General features: G+C 62.8%; 22 protein-coding genes. 10 read left to right on the forward strand and 12 right to left on the reverse strand.

Features of this window, described 5'->3' with window-relative positions:
• The first annotated feature begins 132 nt into the window (after positions 1–132).
• From HU760_RS11440 to HU760_RS11450, 3 genes are all read left to right on the forward strand, one after another.
• Entirely contained in the window at positions 133–4,266 is a 4,134-nt protein-coding gene (locus HU760_RS11440; protein WP_186674446.1) for a CheR family methyltransferase, read from the forward strand.
• Between the two features lie 227 nt (positions 4,267–4,493).
• Positions 4,494–4,913: a con-10 family general stress protein gene (locus HU760_RS11445; protein ID WP_186674445.1), complete on the forward strand. Its 420-nt coding sequence runs from the start codon at positions 4,494–4,496 to the stop codon at positions 4,911–4,913.
• A gap of 60 nt (positions 4,914–4,973) precedes the next feature.
• The gene (locus HU760_RS11450; RefSeq protein WP_186674444.1) at positions 4,974–5,852 is read left to right on the forward strand and encodes a manganese catalase family protein; all 879 of its coding nucleotides are present in this window, start codon (positions 4,974–4,976) and stop codon (positions 5,850–5,852) included.
• Between the two features lie 43 nt (positions 5,853–5,895).
• On the opposite strand, the gene HU760_RS11455 is transcribed toward HU760_RS11450, so the two are convergent.
• A complete protein-coding gene (locus HU760_RS11455; RefSeq protein ID WP_186674443.1) occupies positions 5,896–6,405 on the reverse strand; it encodes a ferritin-like domain-containing protein in 510 nt (169 codons plus the stop codon).
• Between the two features lie 502 nt (positions 6,406–6,907).
• On the opposite strand from HU760_RS11455, the gene HU760_RS11460 reads away from it, so the two are divergent.
• Positions 6,908–7,126 carry a hypothetical protein gene (locus HU760_RS11460; RefSeq protein ID WP_186674442.1) on the forward strand — a complete coding sequence of 73 codons (219 nt, stop codon included), beginning with the start codon at positions 6,908–6,910 and terminating at the stop codon, positions 7,124–7,126.
• 34 nt (positions 7,127–7,160) lie between these two features.
• Here the strand turns inward: HU760_RS11460 and HU760_RS11465 are convergent, their stop codons facing one another.
• Genes HU760_RS11465 through cyoA form a run of 5 tightly spaced genes read right to left on the reverse strand, consistent with a single transcriptional unit; the run spans position 7,161 to position 12,186 of the window.
• Positions 7,161–8,285 carry a mechanosensitive ion channel family protein gene (locus HU760_RS11465; RefSeq protein ID WP_186674441.1) on the reverse strand — a complete coding sequence of 375 codons (1,125 nt, stop codon included), beginning with the start codon at positions 8,283–8,285 and terminating at the stop codon, positions 7,161–7,163.
• A 45-nt stretch (positions 8,286–8,330) separates the two neighbouring features.
• On the reverse strand, positions 8,331–8,669 hold the full coding sequence (cyoD, locus tag HU760_RS11470) for a cytochrome o ubiquinol oxidase subunit IV (RefSeq protein ID WP_186674440.1): 339 nt from the start codon (positions 8,667–8,669) through the stop codon (positions 8,331–8,333).
• Positions 8,669–9,280, reverse strand: a complete 612-nt coding sequence (gene cyoC, locus HU760_RS11475; RefSeq protein ID WP_186674439.1) for a cytochrome o ubiquinol oxidase subunit III — start codon at positions 9,278–9,280, stop codon at positions 8,669–8,671. The genes cyoD and cyoC overlap by 1 nt, the downstream gene beginning before the upstream one ends.
• Positions 9,281–9,283: 3 nt before the next feature.
• Positions 9,284–11,257 carry a cytochrome o ubiquinol oxidase subunit I gene (gene cyoB, locus HU760_RS11480; RefSeq protein ID WP_186674438.1) on the reverse strand — a complete coding sequence of 658 codons (1,974 nt, stop codon included), beginning with the start codon at positions 11,255–11,257 and terminating at the stop codon, positions 9,284–9,286.
• Between the two features lie 5 nt (positions 11,258–11,262).
• Entirely contained in the window at positions 11,263–12,186 is a 924-nt protein-coding gene (cyoA, locus tag HU760_RS11485; protein ID WP_186674437.1) for a ubiquinol oxidase subunit II, read from the reverse strand.
• Positions 12,187–12,407: 221 nt separating this feature from the next.
• On the opposite strand from cyoA, the gene HU760_RS11490 reads away from it, so the two are divergent.
• A complete protein-coding gene (locus HU760_RS11490; RefSeq protein WP_186674436.1) occupies positions 12,408–12,704 on the forward strand; it encodes a hypothetical protein in 297 nt (98 codons plus the stop codon).
• Between the two features lie 3 nt (positions 12,705–12,707).
• On the opposite strand, the gene HU760_RS11495 is transcribed toward HU760_RS11490, so the two are convergent.
• Positions 12,708–12,851 carry a hypothetical protein gene (locus tag HU760_RS11495; RefSeq protein ID WP_186674435.1) on the reverse strand — a complete coding sequence of 48 codons (144 nt, stop codon included), beginning with the start codon at positions 12,849–12,851 and terminating at the stop codon, positions 12,708–12,710.
• 145 nt (positions 12,852–12,996) lie between these two features.
• On the opposite strand from HU760_RS11495, the gene HU760_RS11500 reads away from it, so the two are divergent.
• Positions 12,997–13,710, forward strand: coding sequence for a DUF72 domain-containing protein (locus HU760_RS11500; protein WP_186674497.1), 714 nt, complete (start codon positions 12,997–12,999; stop codon positions 13,708–13,710).
• Positions 13,711–13,736: 26 nt separating this feature from the next.
• On the opposite strand, the gene HU760_RS11505 is transcribed toward HU760_RS11500, so the two are convergent.
• Together HU760_RS11505 and HU760_RS11510 are read right to left on the reverse strand one after the other, a co-directional pair.
• Positions 13,737–13,982, reverse strand: coding sequence for a hypothetical protein (locus HU760_RS11505; RefSeq protein WP_186674434.1), 246 nt, complete (start codon positions 13,980–13,982; stop codon positions 13,737–13,739).
• 51 nt (positions 13,983–14,033) lie between these two features.
• Positions 14,034–14,498, reverse strand: a complete 465-nt coding sequence (locus HU760_RS11510) for a PA2171 family ribosome-binding persister protein (RefSeq protein ID WP_186674433.1) — start codon at positions 14,496–14,498, stop codon at positions 14,034–14,036.
• A gap of 191 nt (positions 14,499–14,689) precedes the next feature.
• Between HU760_RS11510 and HU760_RS11515 the strand changes: the two genes are divergently transcribed.
• Positions 14,690–14,986 carry a DUF6555 family protein gene (locus tag HU760_RS11515; protein ID WP_186674432.1) on the forward strand — a complete coding sequence of 99 codons (297 nt, stop codon included), beginning with the start codon at positions 14,690–14,692 and terminating at the stop codon, positions 14,984–14,986.
• 69 nt (positions 14,987–15,055) lie between these two features.
• Positions 15,056–16,126 carry a zinc-binding metallopeptidase family protein gene (locus tag HU760_RS11520; RefSeq protein ID WP_186674431.1) on the forward strand — a complete coding sequence of 357 codons (1,071 nt, stop codon included), beginning with the start codon at positions 15,056–15,058 and terminating at the stop codon, positions 16,124–16,126.
• Here the strand turns inward: HU760_RS11520 and HU760_RS11525 are convergent.
• From HU760_RS11525 to HU760_RS11535, 3 genes are read right to left on the reverse strand one after another with little or no spacing between them, the layout of a single operon-like run.
• Positions 16,110–16,553: a DUF421 domain-containing protein gene (locus HU760_RS11525; protein ID WP_186674430.1), complete on the reverse strand. Its 444-nt coding sequence runs from the start codon at positions 16,551–16,553 to the stop codon at positions 16,110–16,112. The genes HU760_RS11520 and HU760_RS11525 overlap by 17 nt on opposite strands.
• A 12-nt stretch (positions 16,554–16,565) precedes the next feature.
• Positions 16,566–17,072, reverse strand: coding sequence for a hypothetical protein (locus HU760_RS11530; protein WP_186674429.1), 507 nt, complete (start codon positions 17,070–17,072; stop codon positions 16,566–16,568).
• An 11-nt stretch (positions 17,073–17,083) separates the two neighbouring features.
• Positions 17,084–17,587: a CinA family protein gene (locus HU760_RS11535; protein ID WP_186674428.1), complete on the reverse strand. Its 504-nt coding sequence runs from the start codon at positions 17,585–17,587 to the stop codon at positions 17,084–17,086.
• A gap of 187 nt (positions 17,588–17,774) precedes the next feature.
• Here HU760_RS11535 and HU760_RS11540 point away from each other — a divergent pair, with 187 nt between their 5' ends.
• Together HU760_RS11540 and HU760_RS11545 are read left to right on the forward strand one after the other, a co-directional pair.
• On the forward strand, positions 17,775–18,008 hold the full coding sequence (locus HU760_RS11540; RefSeq protein ID WP_186674427.1) for a PLDc N-terminal domain-containing protein: 234 nt from the start codon (positions 17,775–17,777) through the stop codon (positions 18,006–18,008).
• Positions 18,009–18,157: 149 nt separating this feature from the next.
• On the forward strand, positions 18,158–18,682 hold the full coding sequence (locus tag HU760_RS11545; RefSeq protein WP_186674426.1) for a hypothetical protein: 525 nt from the start codon (positions 18,158–18,160) through the stop codon (positions 18,680–18,682).
• Positions 18,683–18,711 lie beyond the last annotated feature (29 nt).

Consider the following 18,711-nt stretch of genomic DNA (forward strand, 5'->3'; position numbering starts at 1 on the left):
GCGAATGTGCGAGTCCGCCACCTGTGACCGCCCGGCAGATCAATACTTGTTATCATTGACGCTTTACTCTCCTGCGCCAGTCTCACGAGAACACACTGTCTCGCCAGGGTTTCATCGAATACGAGAGCAACAATGAAAAGGACGATCACACCTTCTCCCAGCTCCAAGCCTGAGCGGGACGGGATTGTGCCAAGTCATCTCAATTTCCCGGTAGTAGGCATCGGTGCCTCTGCTGGCGGGCTTGCCGCCCTGAAAGTATTTTTCGAACACATGCCGGCAAACAGCGACATGGCGTTCGTCATCGTCCTGCACCTGTCGCCAGACCACGAAAGCGTGGCGGACAAGATCCTGCAGGCCTGCACTGCCATGCCGGTCATTCAGGTAACGGGCACCTCGCGCATCGAGTCGAATCATGTCTACGTGATATCGCCCGCCAGTCAATTGGCAATGAATGATGGCTACCTGAAGGTGGTGCCGTCGGCCCGGCCATTGGGCAGGCATATTGCCATCGACCTGTTCTTCCGTGATCTGGCGGACGTGCACAAGGAATACAGCTTCTGCCTGGTGCTTTCCGGTACCGGCAGTGACGGCGCGGTGGGCCTGTCGCGGATCAAGGAGCAGGGCGGCATCACCATCGTGCAGAGCCCCGACGATGCCGAGTTCGACGGCATGCCGGTGGCGGCAATCGCCACCGGCATGGTCGATGCGGTGTTGCCGGTGGCAGAAATACCGCACAAACTGCTGGAGTTGTGGCGTAACACGCAGACCATCAAGTTGCCCGCTCCGCATGACCTGAAAGTGGCTGCACAGACCGAGGAGCATGCACGCGAGGACGCAGAGCGGGTCATTCAGGACATCCTGCGCACCTTGCGTAACCGCACCGGGCACGATTTCAAGCATTACAAGCGTGCAACCGTGTTGCGCCGCATCGAGCGCAGGCTGCAAGTGACGACCCAGCCGGATCTACCCAGCTACCTGCGTTACCTGGAAGAAACTTCGGATGAAGCCAAGAAGCTGCTTGGCGACATGCTGATCGGAGTTACCAACTTCTTCCGCGACCGCGAGGCCTTCGAAGCCCTCGAACGCCATGTGCTGGGTTCGCTGCTCAGCGCCAGGGACGAGGAAGACAACCGTGAAGAGGTGCGCATCTGGTCCGCTGGCTGCTCGACCGGCGAAGAGGCCTACAGCCTGGCGATCCTGAGCGCGGAACACCAGAAGCTCGAATCCCACCCGCTGAAGCTGCAGGTGTTTGCCACCGACATCGATGAGCGCGCGATTGCCGTTGGCCGCGCCGGGCTGTATTCGGAAGCCATCGTCACCGACGTGCCGCCGATGCGCCTGCGGCAGTATTTCGTCAAGGAAAACGAGCATTACCGGGTGCGCAAGGAAGTTCGTGAAAAGGTCTTGTTCGCCAAGCACAGCCTGCTGTCCGACCCGCCATTCTCGCAGATCGACCTGATTGTCTGCCGCAACCTGCTCATCTACCTGGACCGCGATATCCAGAAGGAGATGCTGCAGATGTTCCACTTTGCGCTGCGGCCTGGTGGCTATCTGTTCATGGGTTCGTCGGAATCCGCCGATGCCTGCCCTGAACTGTTCACCCCGGTAGACAAGCGTAACCGCATCTTCCGCGCCAAGGTCGGCGCCAGCGTGAACCGCCGCGCCCCGACCATGCCCAGGGGCGGGTTCACCCTGTCCAGCCTGGCAATGCCCGCGCCGCTGGTACAGGTGCAGCGCAAGTTTTCCTACGCCGACATCCATAACCGGGCCATGGCCCAGCAGATGCCGCCCAGCATGATTGTTGACAGCAATGGCGACATCCTGCACATGAACGAAGGGGCAGGGCGTTTCCTGCGCTACGTGACTGGCGAAGTCGCGCGCAACGTGATGGTGCTGATCATGCCCGAGTTGCGGCTCGAGTTGCGCACCACGCTGTTCCAGGCGCAGCAGAGCGGCAAGGCTACCCTGTCGCGCAAGGTACGCTTCAGTGAGGGCGATGCCGACTACTGGCTCGACATCGCCGCACGGCCCTACAAGGACGATGTAACCGCTCAGGAAGTCTGCACCATTGTCTTCAATGCGGCGCCGGTGAGTATCGGCGAGCAGATGCTGGAGTTCGACCAGCTGACCGAGAACAAAGTGATGGCCAGCCTCGAAAGCGAGCTGCAGCGCACCAAGTTGCACCTGCAGGAAACCATCGAGCAGTCGGAGGTTTCCAGCGAAGAGCTGAAGGCTTCGAACGAAGAGATGCAGGCAATCAACGAAGAGCTGCGTTCCGCCACCGAAGAGCTGGAAACCAGCAAGGAAGAATTGCAGTCGATCAACGAAGAGCTGCTGACGGTCAACTACGAACTCAAGAGCAAGGTCGAGGAAACCGACAAGATCAACGATTACCTGGCCAACCTGATCGCCTCCACCGACATCGCCACGGTGTTCGTCGACCGCAACATGCACATCCGTTGGTTCACCCCGCGGGCCAAGGATATTTTCAGCATGCTGCCGGTGGACACCGGCCGTTCGCTGCTGGACATCACGCACCGCCTCGACTACCCGCAACTGGCCGATGATGCCACTGCCGTCTACGAGTCGCTGACCATGATGGAACGCGAAGTCAGCAGCAGCGACCAGCGCTGGTACATTGCCCGGCTGCTGCCTTACCGCTCCAGCGAAGACCATATCGACGGCACGGTGCTGACCTTCATCGACATCACCAAGCGCCGTGAAGCGGAAGAAGACCTGCGCCTGGGCCAGGAACGCATGCGCCTGGTGGCGGAAAGCACGCAGGATTTCGCCATCATCATCCTCGATGGCAACGGCCTTGTCAGCGACTGGAACCGGGGCGCCGAGTATATTTTCGGCTACACCCCCGAGGAGATTGTCGGCAGCCACTTCAGCGTGCTGTTCACTGCCGAGGACCAGGCCGCCGACGTGCCCGAGGCAGAATTGCGCCGCGCGCAGGAGCATGGCCGGGCGGAGGACGAGCGTTGGCACGTGCGCAAGGACGGCAGCCGCTTCTATTGCAGTGGCGAAACAGCCCGGTTGCGCGGCGAGACCGCAGGCTTCGTCAAGATTGCCCGCGACCTCACCGGGCACAAGCGCCTGCAGGACGAGCAAAGTAAACAGCTGGCCGAGACGCAGAGCGACAGCATGCTCAAGGACGAGTTCTTTGCGGTGATGTCGCATGAACTGAAGCATCCGCTCAACCTGATTCAGCTCAACGCCGAGATTCTTCGTCGGCTACCGGCGGTACGCAACACGGTCCAGGCGAGCAAGGCCATCGCTACCATCAACGACGCGGTGACCAGCCAGGCGCGCATCATCGACGACCTGCTCGACACGGCCCGCCTGCGCACCGGCAAGTTGAAACTGAAGAAACAGTTGCTGGACCTGGTCGGCCTGGTCAAGTCGATCCATGCCATCGCAGCGGAGGAGTACCCGTCGGCACGTATCACCCTCGAGCTGCCCCAGCCGGGCACCTCGCTGGTGGTCGATGGTGACCCGACGCGGATCGAGCAGGTGGTGTGGAACCTGCTCAACAATGCCCTGAAGTTCAGTGGCGAGAGAGCCCGCGTGCGGGTGATGCTGAGCCGCACGGAAAACTGCGCGCGTCTGGACGTGAGCGACAACGGGCCGGGGTTGTCCGCTGCCGACCTGTCCAGCATCTTCGAACTGTTCAAACAGGCCAGGCATGCCAGCCACCGCCGCGATGGCCTGGGTATCGGCCTGGCCTTGGTCAGGCAGTTGGTCGAAGCCCATGGCGGTGCCGTGGTCGCCCGGTCGGCCGGGTTGGGGCATGGCTCGACCTTCAGCGTCGAGTTGCCGCTGTCGAACCAGGCTCAGCCCGAATTACCACCAGCCGACCCCTCCGAGGATGGTGATGGCCGGTTGAAAGGGTTGCGAGTGCTGCTGGTGGACGATTCGCCGGAAGTGGTCGACGTGATGCGCATGCTGCTGGAAATGGAAGACGCACTGGTCAGCAGCTACCTCGACCCACGCCAGGCGCTGCAGGAGGCCGCCGAGAAACGTTTCGATGTGATCCTGACGGATATCGGCATGCCGGAAATGGACGGGCATGAGTTCGTCAGCGCCTTGCGCGAGAAAAAACAGCACCGTCTCACCCCGACGATCGCGCTGAGCGGTTACGGCACCCATCAGGCCAAGCGGGCAGACGAGGCGGCGCTGTTCGATCGTCGGCTGACCAAGCCGGTGCAGTACGACGAGCTGGTCGAAGCCATCGAAGCGGTTTGCCGCATCGGCCAGGCTTGAAACCTTGGGCGGCCTGGTGCAACACAAGGCCGCTTGCCAGCAATTGGCGCCGCGGATGCAAATCCCACAGCAATATCGCGTCGAGGGTTCGGTAACCCGAATATCTTGTGCCCAAGTGCTTAAAGCATTTCGTCAGCGATAGCGAAATCACTTTCACTCCGCAGCGTTTGCCTTCGGTCATTAGTGAACACAGACCAACCTGTGTTAACCACATGAGGTGAACGATCATGGCTAGCAACGACGACAAACGCAGCAACCAGGGCGGCAGCGCCAACACCAACCCCGGCAACTTCGCCAACGATCGCGAGAAGGCATCGGAGGCCGGCCACAAGGGCGGCCAGGCATCGGGCGGCAACTTCAAGAATGATCCTGAACGCGCCGCTGAAGCCGGGCATAAGGGCGGGCAGATGTCAGGCGGTAATTTCAAGAACGATCCTGAACGTGCCTCGGAGGCCGGCCACAAAGGCGGGCAGATGTCCGGCGGCAATTTCAAGAACGACCCTGAACGCGCCTCCGAAGCAGGCCAGAAGGGTGGGCAGGCTTCCGGCGGCAATTTTGCCAACGACCGCGAGAAGGCCTCCGAGGCCGGCCGCAAAGGCGGCCAGCACAGCCATGGCGGCGGTCGCAACAGCGATGACAACCGCTGATCACCATTGAACCGACCGAGGCGGCCATGGCCGCCTCGGCACGCTGATGAGGATTTGCCAATGTTCATGCACAACAAGCGACTGCAGTATACGGTTCGCGTCGCGCAGCCCAACCCAGGGCTGGCGAACCTGCTGCTGGAACAGTTCGGCGGGCCGCAGGGCGAACTGGCTGCAGCGATGCGCTACTTCACCCAGGCGGTGACCGAGGATGACCCGGGGCGCAAGGACATGCTGTTCGACATTGCCACCGAAGAGCTGAGCCACCTGGAGATCATCGGCTCGATCGTGGTGATGCTGAACAAGGGTGCCAAGGGGCGCCTGGCCGAAGGGGTGGAAGCCGAAGGCGAGTTGTACCGGTCGTTGACCGGGGCCGGCAACGATTCGCATATCACCAGCCTGTTGTATGGCGGTGGTGCAGCGCTGGTGAACTCCGGTGGCATACCCTGGACCGCAGCCTACATCGACACCATCGGCGAGCCGACGGCGGACCTGCGTTCCAATATTGCCGCCGAGGCCAGGGCGAAGATCGTCTATGAACGCTTGATCAACGTCACCGATGACCCGGGTATCAAGGATGCGCTGGGGTTCCTGATGAGCCGTGAAATCGCTCACCAGCTGTCGTTCGAAAAAGCCTTGCACTCGATCCAGCCGAACTTCCCGCAAGGCAAGCTGCCGGGCGACCCGGAAGTCAACCGCACCTATTTCAACATGTCCCACGGCGGCGAAATGCGCGGCTCATGGAACGAAGGCCAGGACTGGATCTATGTCGACCAGCCCGAGTCGGCGGTGAACGGAGGCGACGGAATGGCCACGGTGCAGCTCGACGAACAGTCGGCGGCAGCAGCCGAAGCGATGAAGGCCAGAACAATGTCCAACCCCGAGTTGCAGCCCTTGACCGGGGCAGAACTGGGCAAGGTCAACGGCGACGAGCCGCTGTAATGACACCCCGCAACGGATCATCCGATCCGCTGCGGGGCCCATTCTAGCGCTTGGCTTCGGCATCCGGATCGGCGGAGCGTGCCAGGAATGCCCGGGTGATTTCTGGCAGGTGCTCCTTCAGCCATAGGGCCATGGCTTCCTCTTCCTTCAGAATCGACCTGCATGCCTGCGCCGTGGCGCCGTCGCCAGCTGCCTCGGCCGCTTCGATCAGTACCGTGTAGGACGCGATCTCCATGTTCTCGAACACATAGCCGGACATGGCACCCTTGACCACCTCATCGCTCATGACCATGCCGCCGACGGCCTGGCCGAACGCCATGAGCTTGCCGGCCAGGTCCTTGAGGGTGGACGTACTGCCCCCCAACCGCTCGATGCATTCCAGCAGCAGACGTTGCTGGCCCTGGGTTTCTTCGATGTGCTGCACGATACGGCCCTTGAGCTGCGGGTAGTGCTCGAGGCGTTCGGCCTGGCCCTTGAGCATGCTTTCGGCCTGTTGCTCCATGGCATGGGCGTCGCGCAGCCAGTCCAGCAGGTTGTCTTGTACCGTTGCCATTTCAAGTACCTCTCCGTTCCAGTGATAGGTACTGTTGGGAGGCCCGCAAGGGCTGGAACGGTCGAACCACTCGACGGATGGCAGCAGGAGCTGTGGAGCTAAAGGCCTGGGCAATCCACGTGGCAGCGGGCATGGCCGGTGGCATTTACCGCGGCGCCTGCATCGCGGATAAATCCGCTCCTACATGGTGAACCGCGCCGGATTCGGGCTTGCGCGGTACCGGTAGGAGCGGCTTCAGCCGCGATCACCGGCACAGCCGGTGCCAGCCAGCGCTTCGCCTGCTTCGCGGATAACTCCGCTCCTACGTGTGTGAGCCGCGCCGGCTTCGGGTTGACGCGTTACCTGTAGGAGCGGCAGCCGCGATCACCGGCACAGCCGGTGCCTTCCTGCACCGCAATGAATGTTCTGCGGCCAGCCGTCATCGCTGTTGAACGGAATCACCCACAGCTGGATCAACCCAGTGCGTCGTCCGTTTACATCCAGCCAAGTGGGAGCATATTCGATGGCCAAGTACCTGTACCTGATCAGCTACATTCTCGACAACCAACCGGGCACCTGTGAGTTGCGCAGCGACGAAGAGGACCTGAGCAGAGAGGTTGCACGCGACTACCTGCAGGGCCTTCACCGTACCGAGGCAACGTCTTTCACCGATGTGCAGGTGCAGCGCCTGGAACACGATCATCAGCCCAGCACCTCGCCGGGCCATTATCAGCAGCCCTGAACCTCACGCGGCATGAACGGGGCAGGACGCCCCTTCATGCTCCGCGGATACCCAGGCTCCCGCGGCCTTGCTCCTGAGCGCGGGTTTCCTCTGGCAGGGCAGTGACCTTGATCGCGCGCACCGGCACGGCGAACTGCGCACCGATCTTCGAGAAACGCTCAAGCAGGCGGAAGTTGATGGCCTGCTGAATGTCCATGTACAGGTTGTAGCCCGGGTCCTTGACGATGTACACGCACTCGAACTCCAGCGCCTCCTTGCCGAAGCCACGCAGGTGGGCGCGATCGAAGCGCACCTGCTCCTGCGCCTTGATGGCTTCTTCGACGATCGCCGGCGCCTTCTTCACCGCCTCGGTGGGTGTGTCGTACGAAAGGCCGAACTCGAACACGATGCGCCGCTCCTGCAGGCGCTTGTAGTTCTGGATGGTGCTGCTGATCATGCTGGCGTTGGCCATCACGATCTGCTCGCCACCCAGGCTGCGAATGCGCGTGGTCTTCAGCCCGACGTGTTCCACCGTACCGGCCAGCGGGCCGATGACGATGAAGTCGCCCACTTCGAAGGGCTTGTCCACGGCGATCGACAACGAGGCGAACAGGTCACCGAGGATGTTCTGCACTGCCAGCGCGACGGCGATGCCGCCCACACCCAGGCTGGCGACGAAGGCGGTAATATTGACGCCCAGGTTGGACAGCATCGCCAGCAGCACCACGGACCACAGCAACACCCGCGCGCCCCAGGCCGACAGGGTGGCCAGCGCGCTGCCCTGGTTCAAGCCACTGCTGCCATGGCGTGCGAAGTAGCGGCTCAGGCCCAGGCCAATGGCGCGGTTGGCCCACAACCCGATCTGCAACGCCGCGACCACGAACCACAGGCTGCCGACCCGCGTCAGCCAGCGCTCGGGCAGGTCGAGCATGCTCAGGCCGACCAGCAGCGAGGCGAGCAACAAGAGGAAATTGCTGGTGCCGGCGAGCACTTTGGCCAGCACCTGGCTCAGTGCGCCGTCGTGTTCGGACCAGCGCCGGACCCGGCGCAGCACGAAGCTGATGGTCGCCCGCGCGACCAGGAAGGTGCCGATGGCAACGGCCAATGCCAGCAACAGGTTGAGGATGGAAATGCCGAACAGCGTGGTATCGGCGAACAGTGCAATGATGCGGTCACTCATGAGGGCTTGCCTCCTTCCGTCAGGGTCGGGTGACAGGGGCTGGGCCTACAGGCCCAGCATGTTGGCGTGCACGTAGTACATGATCCACAACGACAGCCCCACCAGCAGCACGATGATCACTACCGTGAACACCAGCGCCACCAGGCTCCAGCGTTGTTCGCGTGCCGTGGTCAGGTGCAGGAAGAACAGCATGTGCACCACGATCTGCACCACCGCGCAGAGCAGCACCAGCAGGAAGGTAAGCTGGCGTGGCAGGCTCGGGTACATGGCCAGCCCGAAGGGCACGAGGGTGAGGATGGCGGCCAGCAGGAAACCCACGTTGTAGGATTGGTGGCTGCTCTGGCTGGCACCGGCACTGCTGTGGACCTGGCTTTCACTGGACATCAGATCACCCCGAACAGGTAGACGACGGTAAACACGCATACCCACACGATGTCGAGGAAGTGCCAGAACAGGCTCAGGCAGCTCAGGCGTGTGGAATTGACGCAGCACAGGCCGCGCTGCTGCACCTGGATCATCAGCAAGGCCATCCACACCAGGCCGACCAGCACATGCAGGCCATGGGTGCCGACCAGGGTGAAGAAGCCAGTCAGGAAGGCACTGCGCTGCGGGTCGGCACCTTCGGCAATCAGGTGGTGGAATTCGTTGAGTTCCATGGCGATGAAGCCCAGGCCGAGCAGGAAGGTCACCCCCAGCCACTGCAGCACCCGGCGTTTGTCCTTGCGGTGGTTGGCCAGCATGGCGTAGCCGTAGCTGATGCTGCTGAACAGCAGCAGGAAGGTTTCGACCAGTACATACGGCAGCTCGAAGATGTCCGCTGCGCTCGGCCCGCCGGCCACCGCCTGGCCCAGTACGGCATAGGTGGCGAACAGCGTGGCGAACAGGATGCAGTCGGTCATCAGGTAGATCCAGAAGCCGAACAGGCTCAGGGAGCCGGCATCCTCGTAGCCTTGCTCCTGCTGGTGGGCAGTTTCGTTCAGCACGATATGGGACATGGTTCAGGCCTCCGCCAGCAGTTGCCGCCGTCTGGTTTCCACGCGCTCGACTTCTTCGGCCGACACGTAGTATTCGGTGTGCTGGTCATAGCTGCGCACCACCAGCGTCGCCACCGTGGCCAGCAGGCTGGCGATCACCAGCCACCAGATGTGCCAGACCAGGGCAAAGCCCATCACCGTGGCAAGCCCCCCGAGCACCACACCCAGGCTGGTGTTGCAAGGCATGTGGATCTTGCGGAAGTCTGCCTCCACCAGGGTCTTCACGCCTTTTTCCTTCATCCCCCAATAAGCGTCGATGCCATGCACCACCGGTTGCTCGGCAAAGTTGTAGAACGGCGGCGGCGAGGCAGTGGCCCATTCCAGGGTACGGCCATCCCACGGGTCGCCGGTGTGGTCGCGGTTTTCGTGGCGCTTGCGGATGCTCACCACCAGTTGCATGACCTGGCAGGCCACGCCGCACAGGATGATCAGCACACCCAGCATCTCCAGCAGCAGGAATGGCCGCCACTGCGGCACGTCGAAGTGGTTCAGGCGCCGGGTCATGCCCATGAAACCGAGGAAGTAGGAGGGCATGAAGGCGCAATAGAAGCCGACCAGCCAACACCAGAACGCCGCGCGGCCCAGCGGGTCGTAGAGCTTGAAGCCGAAGGCCTTGGGGAACCAGTAGGTCAGCCCGCACAGGTAGCCGAACACCGCACCGCCAATGATCACGTTATGGAAATGCGCGACCAGGAACAGGCTGTTGTGCAACAGGAAGTCCGCACCCGGCACCGCCAGCAGTACACCGGTCATGCCGCCGATGCTGAAGGTGACGATGAAACCTACGGTCCACAGCATCGGTGTCTCGAAGCGCACCCGCCCACGGTACATGGTGAACAGCCAGGTGAAGATCTTCACCCCGGTCGGCACGGCAATGATCATGGTCATGATGCCGAAGAACGCGTTGACGTCGGGCCCGGCGCCCATGGTGAAGAAGTGGTGCACCCAGACGATGAACGACAGCACGGTGATGACGATGGTCGCCCACACCAGCGAGTAGTAGCCGAACAGGCGCTTGCGCGAAAACGTCGATGCCACTTCGGAGAAGATGCCGAAGGCCGGCAGGATCAGGATGTACACCTCCGGGTGGCCCCAGGCCCAGATGAGGTTGATGTACATCATCGGGTTGCCGCCCAGTTCGTTGGTGAAGAAGTGCATGCCCAGGTAACGGTCCAGGGTGAGCATGAACAGCGTCGCGGTGAGGATGGGGAAGGCCGCCAGGATCAGGACCGAGGTGCACAGCACGGTCCAGGTGAACACCGGCATGCGGAACAGGGTCATGCCGGTGGTGCGCATCTTGAGGATGGTGACGAAGAAGTTCAGGCCCGTGAGCAAGGTGCCGATGCCGGATATCTGTAGCGACCAGATGTAGTAGTCCACGCCGACCCCCGGGCTGTAGCCGATGCCGGACAACGGCGGGTAGGCGACCCAGCCGGTGCGGGCGAACTCGCCGATGCCGAGGGAAATGTTGACCAGCAGGGCACCGGCAACGAACAGCCAGAAACTGACGGCGTTGAGGAACGGGTAGGCCACGTCGCGGGCACCGATCTGCAACGGCACCACGATGTTCATCAGGCCGACCACGAACGGCATGGCCATGAAGAAGATCATGATCACCCCGTGGGCGGTGAAGATCTGGTCGTAGTGCTCCGGTGGCAGGTAGCCCGGCGAGCCGTCGGCGGCCATGGCCTGCTGGGTGCGCATCATCAGCGCGTCGGCGAAACCGCGCAGCAGCATCACCAGGGCGACCACGATGTACATCACGCCGATGCGCTTGTGGTCCACCGAGGTGAACCATTCCCGCCACAGGTACGTCCACTTGCGCTTGTAGCTGATCGCCCCTACGCCGCCGATGCCGATCAGCCCGACCACCGCCAGGGTGTACATGATGATGGGCTCGCCGAGAGGGATGGCATCCCAGGTCAGTTTTCCGAACATGTGCGTTACTCCTTGCCGGGTTGTGGCGCATCACCTTGTGGGTCGCTCAGGCGTCGCTCGACCTCGCGCGAGCGCTTGACGCCGTGGTACTTGTCGATCAGCGACTGGAACAATTGCGTGTCGACCGCGGCGTAGTGCTCGACCGGGTGGGCGACACTGGGCTTGGCCAGCTGCGTGTAGCTGGCCTGGTCGAGGCGGCGCTGCGAACCGCGCACCTGCGCCACCCAGGCGTCGAAACCGGCCGGGTCGAGGGCGAGGGCCTTGAAGTGCATGTTGGAGAAACCGGGGCCGTTGTAGTTGGCGGCGATGCCGGTATAGCTGCCGGCATGGTTGGCGATCAGGTGCAGCTGCGTCTGCATGCCGGCCATGGCGTAGATCTGCCCGCCCAGGGCGGGGATGAAGAACGAGGTGATGGCACCGTCCGAGGTCACCCGGAAGTCCACCGGCGTGTCCACCGGCATGGCCAGTTCGTTGACCGAGGCAATGCCCAGTTCGGGATAGACGAACAGCCACTTCCAATCGGTGGCGATCACCTGCACCTTGAGCGGGCGGGCGTCGGACTGCAGCGGGCGGTAGGGGGCCAGCGCATGGGTGGAGCGCCAGGTGACGATGCCGAGGACGATGATGATGACCAGCGGCACGCCCCAGACCACCAGTTCGATAGCCCGCGAGTGGCTCCACTCCGGTGTATACCGCGCTTTGACGTTGGAGGCCCGGTAATGCACCGAGAACACCAACGCCATGATCATCACCGGGAGGACCACGATCAGCATCAGCAGCGTGGCGAGGATGATCAGGTTGCGCTGCTCCAGGCCGACCTGGCCCTTGGGGTTGAACAGCACCATGTCGCAACCCGACAACTGCAGCGCGATACCCCCGAGCACCAGCAGGCCGAGCAGCCTGGCGGCTTCCGTATATGCCTTTGCCATGTGTTTGTCCCGTATTGTGTTACCGAATGTTCAGGCTTGTTGAGTTAGAAGAACGGCAGGCGGAGGAAGGTTGTATGGAATCTGCGCATTGGCGACGAGTGGCGGTTGGCCGTGTGCGACGTGCGTCCAGCCTGGCCGGCTGTCCGATGGTTCGGATTGTTTTTGCACTGTGCGGCGGAACCCGACGCTCTATGGAAGACACCACCAACGAGGGCTGCCACATGAAAAAGAGAGGCGAGACGTACCGCAGCTGGTGCGATCCGATCCTGCACCATCAGGTCCACGAGGAAGCCCTCGACGACGACACCCGCCTGGAGGTACAGACGCGCCTGTCCCGTACAGGCGCAACCCAGCTGTTCATCGGGGTGTATCTGGCCGATGGCACGGCGCTGTACGAACGCGCCTATGCCCAGCGCCCCGGTGAAACCATGAGCCGGGCGCTGGTGTGGGGGGTAGGGCGTGCCCGGCGGGTTGCCGCCGAGCGCCGGGCGTTCAGCGCCGAGTCGCTCGGCGGCTGAGCCTCAACCGTCGGACTGTTGCTCGGGTGGCACCTGGCCCTCTGGCCAGTCGGGCGCCTCTTGTTCCGGCTTCGGTTCGGGTACAGGCTCGCCGGGGTTGTGCGGCACCTCGTCGACATACGGGTCGGGGTGGTTGGGGTCGATCATGGCGTGTCTCCTCGCAGGTTGGTCACCTGGCTTAGGTCGCCCTGGTCCGCAAGCTGTTCAACTGGATGTCACCAACGGAACGTCGTGCCTCCAAAGTGTTCCATTGAAGGAGCCGTCACAGGGGAACGAACAGGGAGTTGACGTGATGATTCATCTGGGTTGCGCAGGCTGGAGCCTGCCTCGCCAGTACGCCGATGAGTTTCCATCCCCTGGCAGCCACCTGCAGCGCTACGCCACGGGTTTGAACGCAGTCGAGATCAACAGCTCGTTCTACCGGCCGCATCGGCCTGATACCTATGCCCGCTGGGCAGCGTCCGTTCCGGCGGATTTTCGCTTTGCCGTGAAGCTGCCGAAGAGCATCACCCACGAACGGCGCCTGCATGAGGCCATCCCAGCGTTGGAAGCGTTCCTCGCCCAGTGCGGCCAGCTGGGCGAGCAGCTCGGCTGCCTGCTGGTGCAATTGCCCCCTTCGCTGGACTACACCCGCGAAACCGCCTGGCAATTCTTTGCCGATTTGCGCGCCCGCTATGCCGGGCCGGTGGCGCTGGAACCCAGGCACGCCAGCTGGCAAGGCGCACAGTCGATGCTGGTCGACCTGCATATCGCCCAGGTGGCAGCCAGCCCTGCACGCTTCGACAGCGACGCCCAGCCAGGTGGCTGGCCGGGCCTGGTCTACTGGCGCCTGCATGGTGAACCGCGCATCTATCACAGTGCCTACGCCGATGACTATCTTCGACGCCTGGCCGAGCAGTTGCAGCGCAGCCGCGCCGCTGGCGTGCCGACCTGGTGCATCTTCGACAACACGGCTTCCGGCGCTGCAGTGGGGGGCGCCTTGAGGCTGCAGCGCTATCTGCGCTGAGCGAGGTAAAGCTGAAGGATGGGCGCTCAGCCCGCTTCCATTGCGGTGTTCTTTTTCCACCCGCGCAGGTTCATCGCGCACAGGCAAACCTGCAGCATGATCAGTGCCCAGGCCTGGACCTGCCAGCCCCAGATCGCCCACAGCAGGTTGCTGGCAATGAAACAGCAGAAACCCAGCTTGCGCCGGCCAGGGCGGCGCGAGCCAATGCACCAGGCGGCCAGAACTGTCAGGGCCATGGCGGGCCATTGCAACAAGTCGATCCAATATTCCATCACAGGCTTCCACGGCGCGCCTGCGCGCCCGGCGGGGCGCGCAGGCGGTTGTCAGGCGGCGTTCAGCTCGCCCTTGAGCAGCTTCTTCTGGGCTTGCATGGCCTGGCCCATCTCTTCCAGCGCCTGGTTGCCCAGCAGTTTGCGGGCAGTCGGGAACAGCTCGCTTTCTTCTTCCTCGATATGGTGTTCCAGCAGCTCCTTCATGACCTTGACCCTGCCGGCGAACTCGATGGTGCCGGTGTCGGTCTGCAGCAGGTCCGGCAGCACCAGGGAATCGACGGCACGGTGCTCTTCCTTGGCCTCGTAGTACATTTTCGCCTCTTCCTTGCCACCGGCCTGCTTGATCGCCGGATAGAGGATTTCCTCTTCCAGGGCGGTATGGATGGTCACCTCCTGCTTGATGCGTTCGAGCAGCTCGGTGCGTTTTTTCACTGCACGCTCGGTGGTGGAGGACAGCTCCTCCAGCAGCTTCTTCACCAGCTCATGGTCCTGCACCAACAGATCGATTGCGTTCATGAATCACCTCTTCGGGCTCGGAAAAATCACGGTTGCCTTCGATGGAGTGAAGCGCGGGTCGCAAGGTTCAAAGCGGTTGATCAACGTACCGCTCGCTCGCGCAAGGGCGGGTGATGACCAGCAAGTCAGAATAAATGAATCTTTTTGCCAAGCGCGGGCTCAATTAGCCTGAATCGATGGAGGAGAGTCCAATGGCAGGACCGCAGTTGTTTGTGATCGAGTACGAGCTTCACGGGGAATTTCGCACGTTCATCATCCGCCAGGAGCGCATGGACAATGCCGAAGCCTGGCACTGGGCAAGTTGCGATGCCGGCGTGGGGATCATCCCCAGGTTTGGCCAGCACAAGATCAAGAAGGTCAGCCGGCCGATGGCCGAGCGTTACGGGCTGGCCAATGTGCGTTGGCGCGCGTCGGGCCAGGGGCCTGAGTTCGTCGCCCCACCCATAGACGTGAAGAAGTTCTCGAATGGGTCTTCCGGGGAAGCGTGAGGTGCTTCGCTGGCCATTACGAGGGTAGTCAGGGCCGCACCAGCGGCCCTTGATCGAAGGGGAAGGTTCGTGGAGATTCTGCCGTTACTCAATGCCCTGTTGCTGGCACGTGGCCCCGGAGGCCAGGAAGATGAGGTCCGGGTGGTCGCGCAGCGGGCGCTGGCCGCTTGTTGCGAGGAGGTGCACGGCGACAGTGCCGGCAACCTGGTCGGCGTCATTCGCGCAGCGGCCCCTGCCGACCCTGCTACGGCGATACGGGTCATGGCCCATCTTGATGAAATTGCCATGATCGTCAAGAAAGTCCGCCCGGATGGCAACCTCGAGGTGTTGGCGCTTGGCGGCGCGCAGCCCATCAGTTTTGGCGTATGCCCGGTCGATATCATGGGCGATCATCGCTTGCTCCCGGGTGTTCTGTCCTACGGTTCGATGCACAACAGCGGGGAGTCCGGGAGTGGGCGCGATGTGCTGTCCGGCGCCGTGCAATGGAAGGACGTCCATGTCGTCACCCGCATGACCCCACAGGCACTCGAACAGGCCGGCGTGCGTCCGGGCACACGGGTGGTACTGAGCCAGCATTGGCGGCAGCCGTACCAGGTCGAGGACTGCCTTGCCGCGCATTTTCTCGATGACCGCGCACCGCTGGCGGCGGTGATTCGTTGCGCGCACCTGCTGCAACGGCGGCGCAGCGAACTGCGCCAGGATGTCTGGTTCGTGCTGACCAGCCATGAAGAAGAGTCCAACGCCGGTGCCCTGTACGCCGCCGCCAGGCTGCCAGGCGACACGACCATTGCGGTGGAGGTGGGGCCGGTGCTGGATGAATACGGGACCCGCCTGTCAGCCGACCCGATCATCAATACCGGCGACCAGAAGGGCTATTACAGCCGCAGCGTGGTGCAGGCGCTGATGGCCGCCACCCGCCGGGCAGGCTACGCACCGCAGCCAGCGCTGCTGGTGGATTTCGCTTCCGATGCCAGCGCAGTGCTCAGCAGTGGGGCCGATGCCCGCGCCGGGTGCATTGCCATCCCGACCGAGAACACCCACGGTTTCGAGATGGTGCTGCTGGAGGGGATCAGCGCCTGTGCTGCCAGCCTGTTGGAGTATGTGCTGCAACCGCATGCCGCGCTCACTCCCGAGGGATGATCGAGATCTTGCCGTTGCGTTCGACGATGGCGAACTTGATCTGCTCGACGCGTTCCAGGCCCTGGCTGTCGCGGGCCGATTCGAGGATGTCGTCTTCGGTCAGCCGGGCCCGGCGCATGCGCTGATGGAGGAATCGGCCCTGTTCCACCACCAGCGTGGCGTGGCCGTCGAGCAGGCGGGCCAGGCGCCTGGAATTGAGCTTGGCCAGTGACAGGCCGACATCCAGCGCGATCAGCGTGGCAATCACCAGCATGGCATTGATGAAGGAGAAATCCTCGCCCAGCAATGCCTGCTGGGTGGCTTCGCCAATGATCAGCAGCAAGACGAAGTCGAAGGTGGTCAGGTCGGCCAGCGAGCGCCTGCCGGCCACGCGAAACAGCAGCATCAGGGCGATGTACATGGCTGTGGCGCGCAGGATCGAGTCCATGTGATCGAACTCCTAGGGGTAGAGGAAGGTGGCGAAGTGCACGGCGCTGCTCTGCCCGGCCCTGACCACACCTTCGAGCCTGCCGACATGTTCGCTGCGCAAGGTCAGGTACAGGGTGGCGACGCCGTCCTGGCTGGTGCCGAGTTGCAACAGCAGCGACTTGCCATGGGATCGGGAGACTTGCGGCTCGGGCTGCATCGTTTCGATGCTGGCTTCGCGCAGCAGATTGCCGCCGAGCACCACCTGCACCGCTTCACCTGGTGTACCGCGCACCGTGATACGCAGGTTATCGGTAGTGCCGCTGCGGCTGAGTCGCTGATAGTCGACCTGCACGCGACCGTCATCACTGGCCACCTGGGCGTCACTGAGCGGGCCGTTGCCAAACAGGCCGGCCAGGGCCAGCAGCACGATCACTACCAGCGCATACCAGCCCACCCGTTCGAAACGCCAGACACGCTGCTGCATGCGCATGTCTTCCTCGACCGGGTGGTGCCTTGAAAGCAGCTCGTCGTCGCTCATGCGCGTAGCCCTCAGGCGCGTTCGCCGCGCAACCAGCGCTGGTGGTAATGGGCCAGGTGCGACAAGCCATACAAGGCGCCCTGACGCATGACATCGGAGCGCTCGCCAAAGAAGCGCTGGGTGCGGGTGAACACGGCCAGTGGCTCGCCGACAAAGGCCCAGGCGAAACACAGGGTGCCGGGTGCGATGGCACCCTGCGGCTCCGGCCCGGCGACACCGGTGCAGGCAATGGCAACCGTGGCATCGCTGTCTTTCAGGGCGCCCAGCGCCATCTCCCAGGCCACTGCTTCGCTGGTCAGGCCGTAGCGTTCGATGGTCTGCGGGTTGACGCCGAGCAGGCGTTTCTTGGCGCTGGGCGCGTATACCACGTAGCCGCTCTCCAGCACCTCGCCGGTGCCGGGGACTGCCGCCAGCAGCGCGACCATGGCGCCGGCCGTGCAGGACTCTGCAGTGGTCAGCACCAGCTTGTGGGTTTTCAGGTAGTCGATGGCCTCGAGTACGGGGTCGGTCGCCATGGCAGGTCACTCATGCGTTGTTTTGTGGTGGACGTGTTTCCTGCGCGGTTGGTTCAGTGCATGTGAGCCGCCCATCAACGCCGGATAAAGCCTGCTGAACTTTGCCCGGCCTGCTGGCTTCCTCTTAGTACGAGGTGGTGGTGCGCAGCATTGCACTGCTGCCGGTCCAACCAGAGGAGAGGCGATCATGACCGAGCCTGTGACGTATTTCTGGATCGCGGTGGCGGCGATCATTCTGCTGGTCGACCTGTGGGCCATCGTCAGTGTGTTCCGCAGCGACAAACGCGATGCAACCAAGGCCATGTGGGCGCTGCTGTTGCTGGCCTTGCCGGTGGTCGGCCTGGCCATCTGGGGGGGGCTCGGGCCACGCGGCATCAAGCGCGGCACCGGGCCGTCCTCACCTGAACACAGCAAAGGATAGACGGCGGGGCGGCAGTACGGTCGTTGTGGGAGAGGCGCTGCATGGCAGCGGCTTCGCCGGTTTGCGCGGGTGAACCCGCTCCCACACGCGCCGTGCCGGATCAATGAACCCTGTGCAGTCCGGATCACCTACACTTTCCAGGAGCCATCGTGCCACGCATCATCACTCCCGCTACCCCTGAGCACGAAATCAACGAACACAACGCCCGCATGTTCGGCTCGCCAAAAGAGCGGCTGGATTTCTACCGCCATGAAATCCAGTACGAAACCAGCATCCTGGCCAATCGCACCGATGCCTACCTCACCGCACAGTCCTTTCTGGTGATTGCGTTCGTGTCTTCGATGGGTAACCTGAACCAGAGCTGGGGCGAGATGTTCACCCTGATCGTGCCGCCGTTCCTCGCCTTGCTCGGGGTGCTCAGCTCACTCAATGCCTGGCCGGGCATTCGGGCTGCCTACAAGATCATTGAGCACTGGCAATTGAAGCAGAGCCACCTGCTGCGCAGCGAGCCGTTGATGGGCCTGGCCTATGACGAGTCACCACTGTTCAGCGAGGCCGAAACCTCGCAGGCGGGGCACCGCAAGTCATTGTTGTTCTCGCTGCGTACGCCCTGGATCTTTCTGCTGTTCTGGATCGTATTGGGCGGTTATGCGGTGTTCATTCAGCTGGCATGAGCCGACAGCTCCTAGCGTCGAAGGGGGCC

Origin of the sequence: Pseudomonas oryzicola, from assembly GCF_014269185.2 — a bacterium.
Lineage (GTDB): Bacteria > Pseudomonadota > Gammaproteobacteria > Pseudomonadales > Pseudomonadaceae > Aquipseudomonas > Aquipseudomonas oryzicola.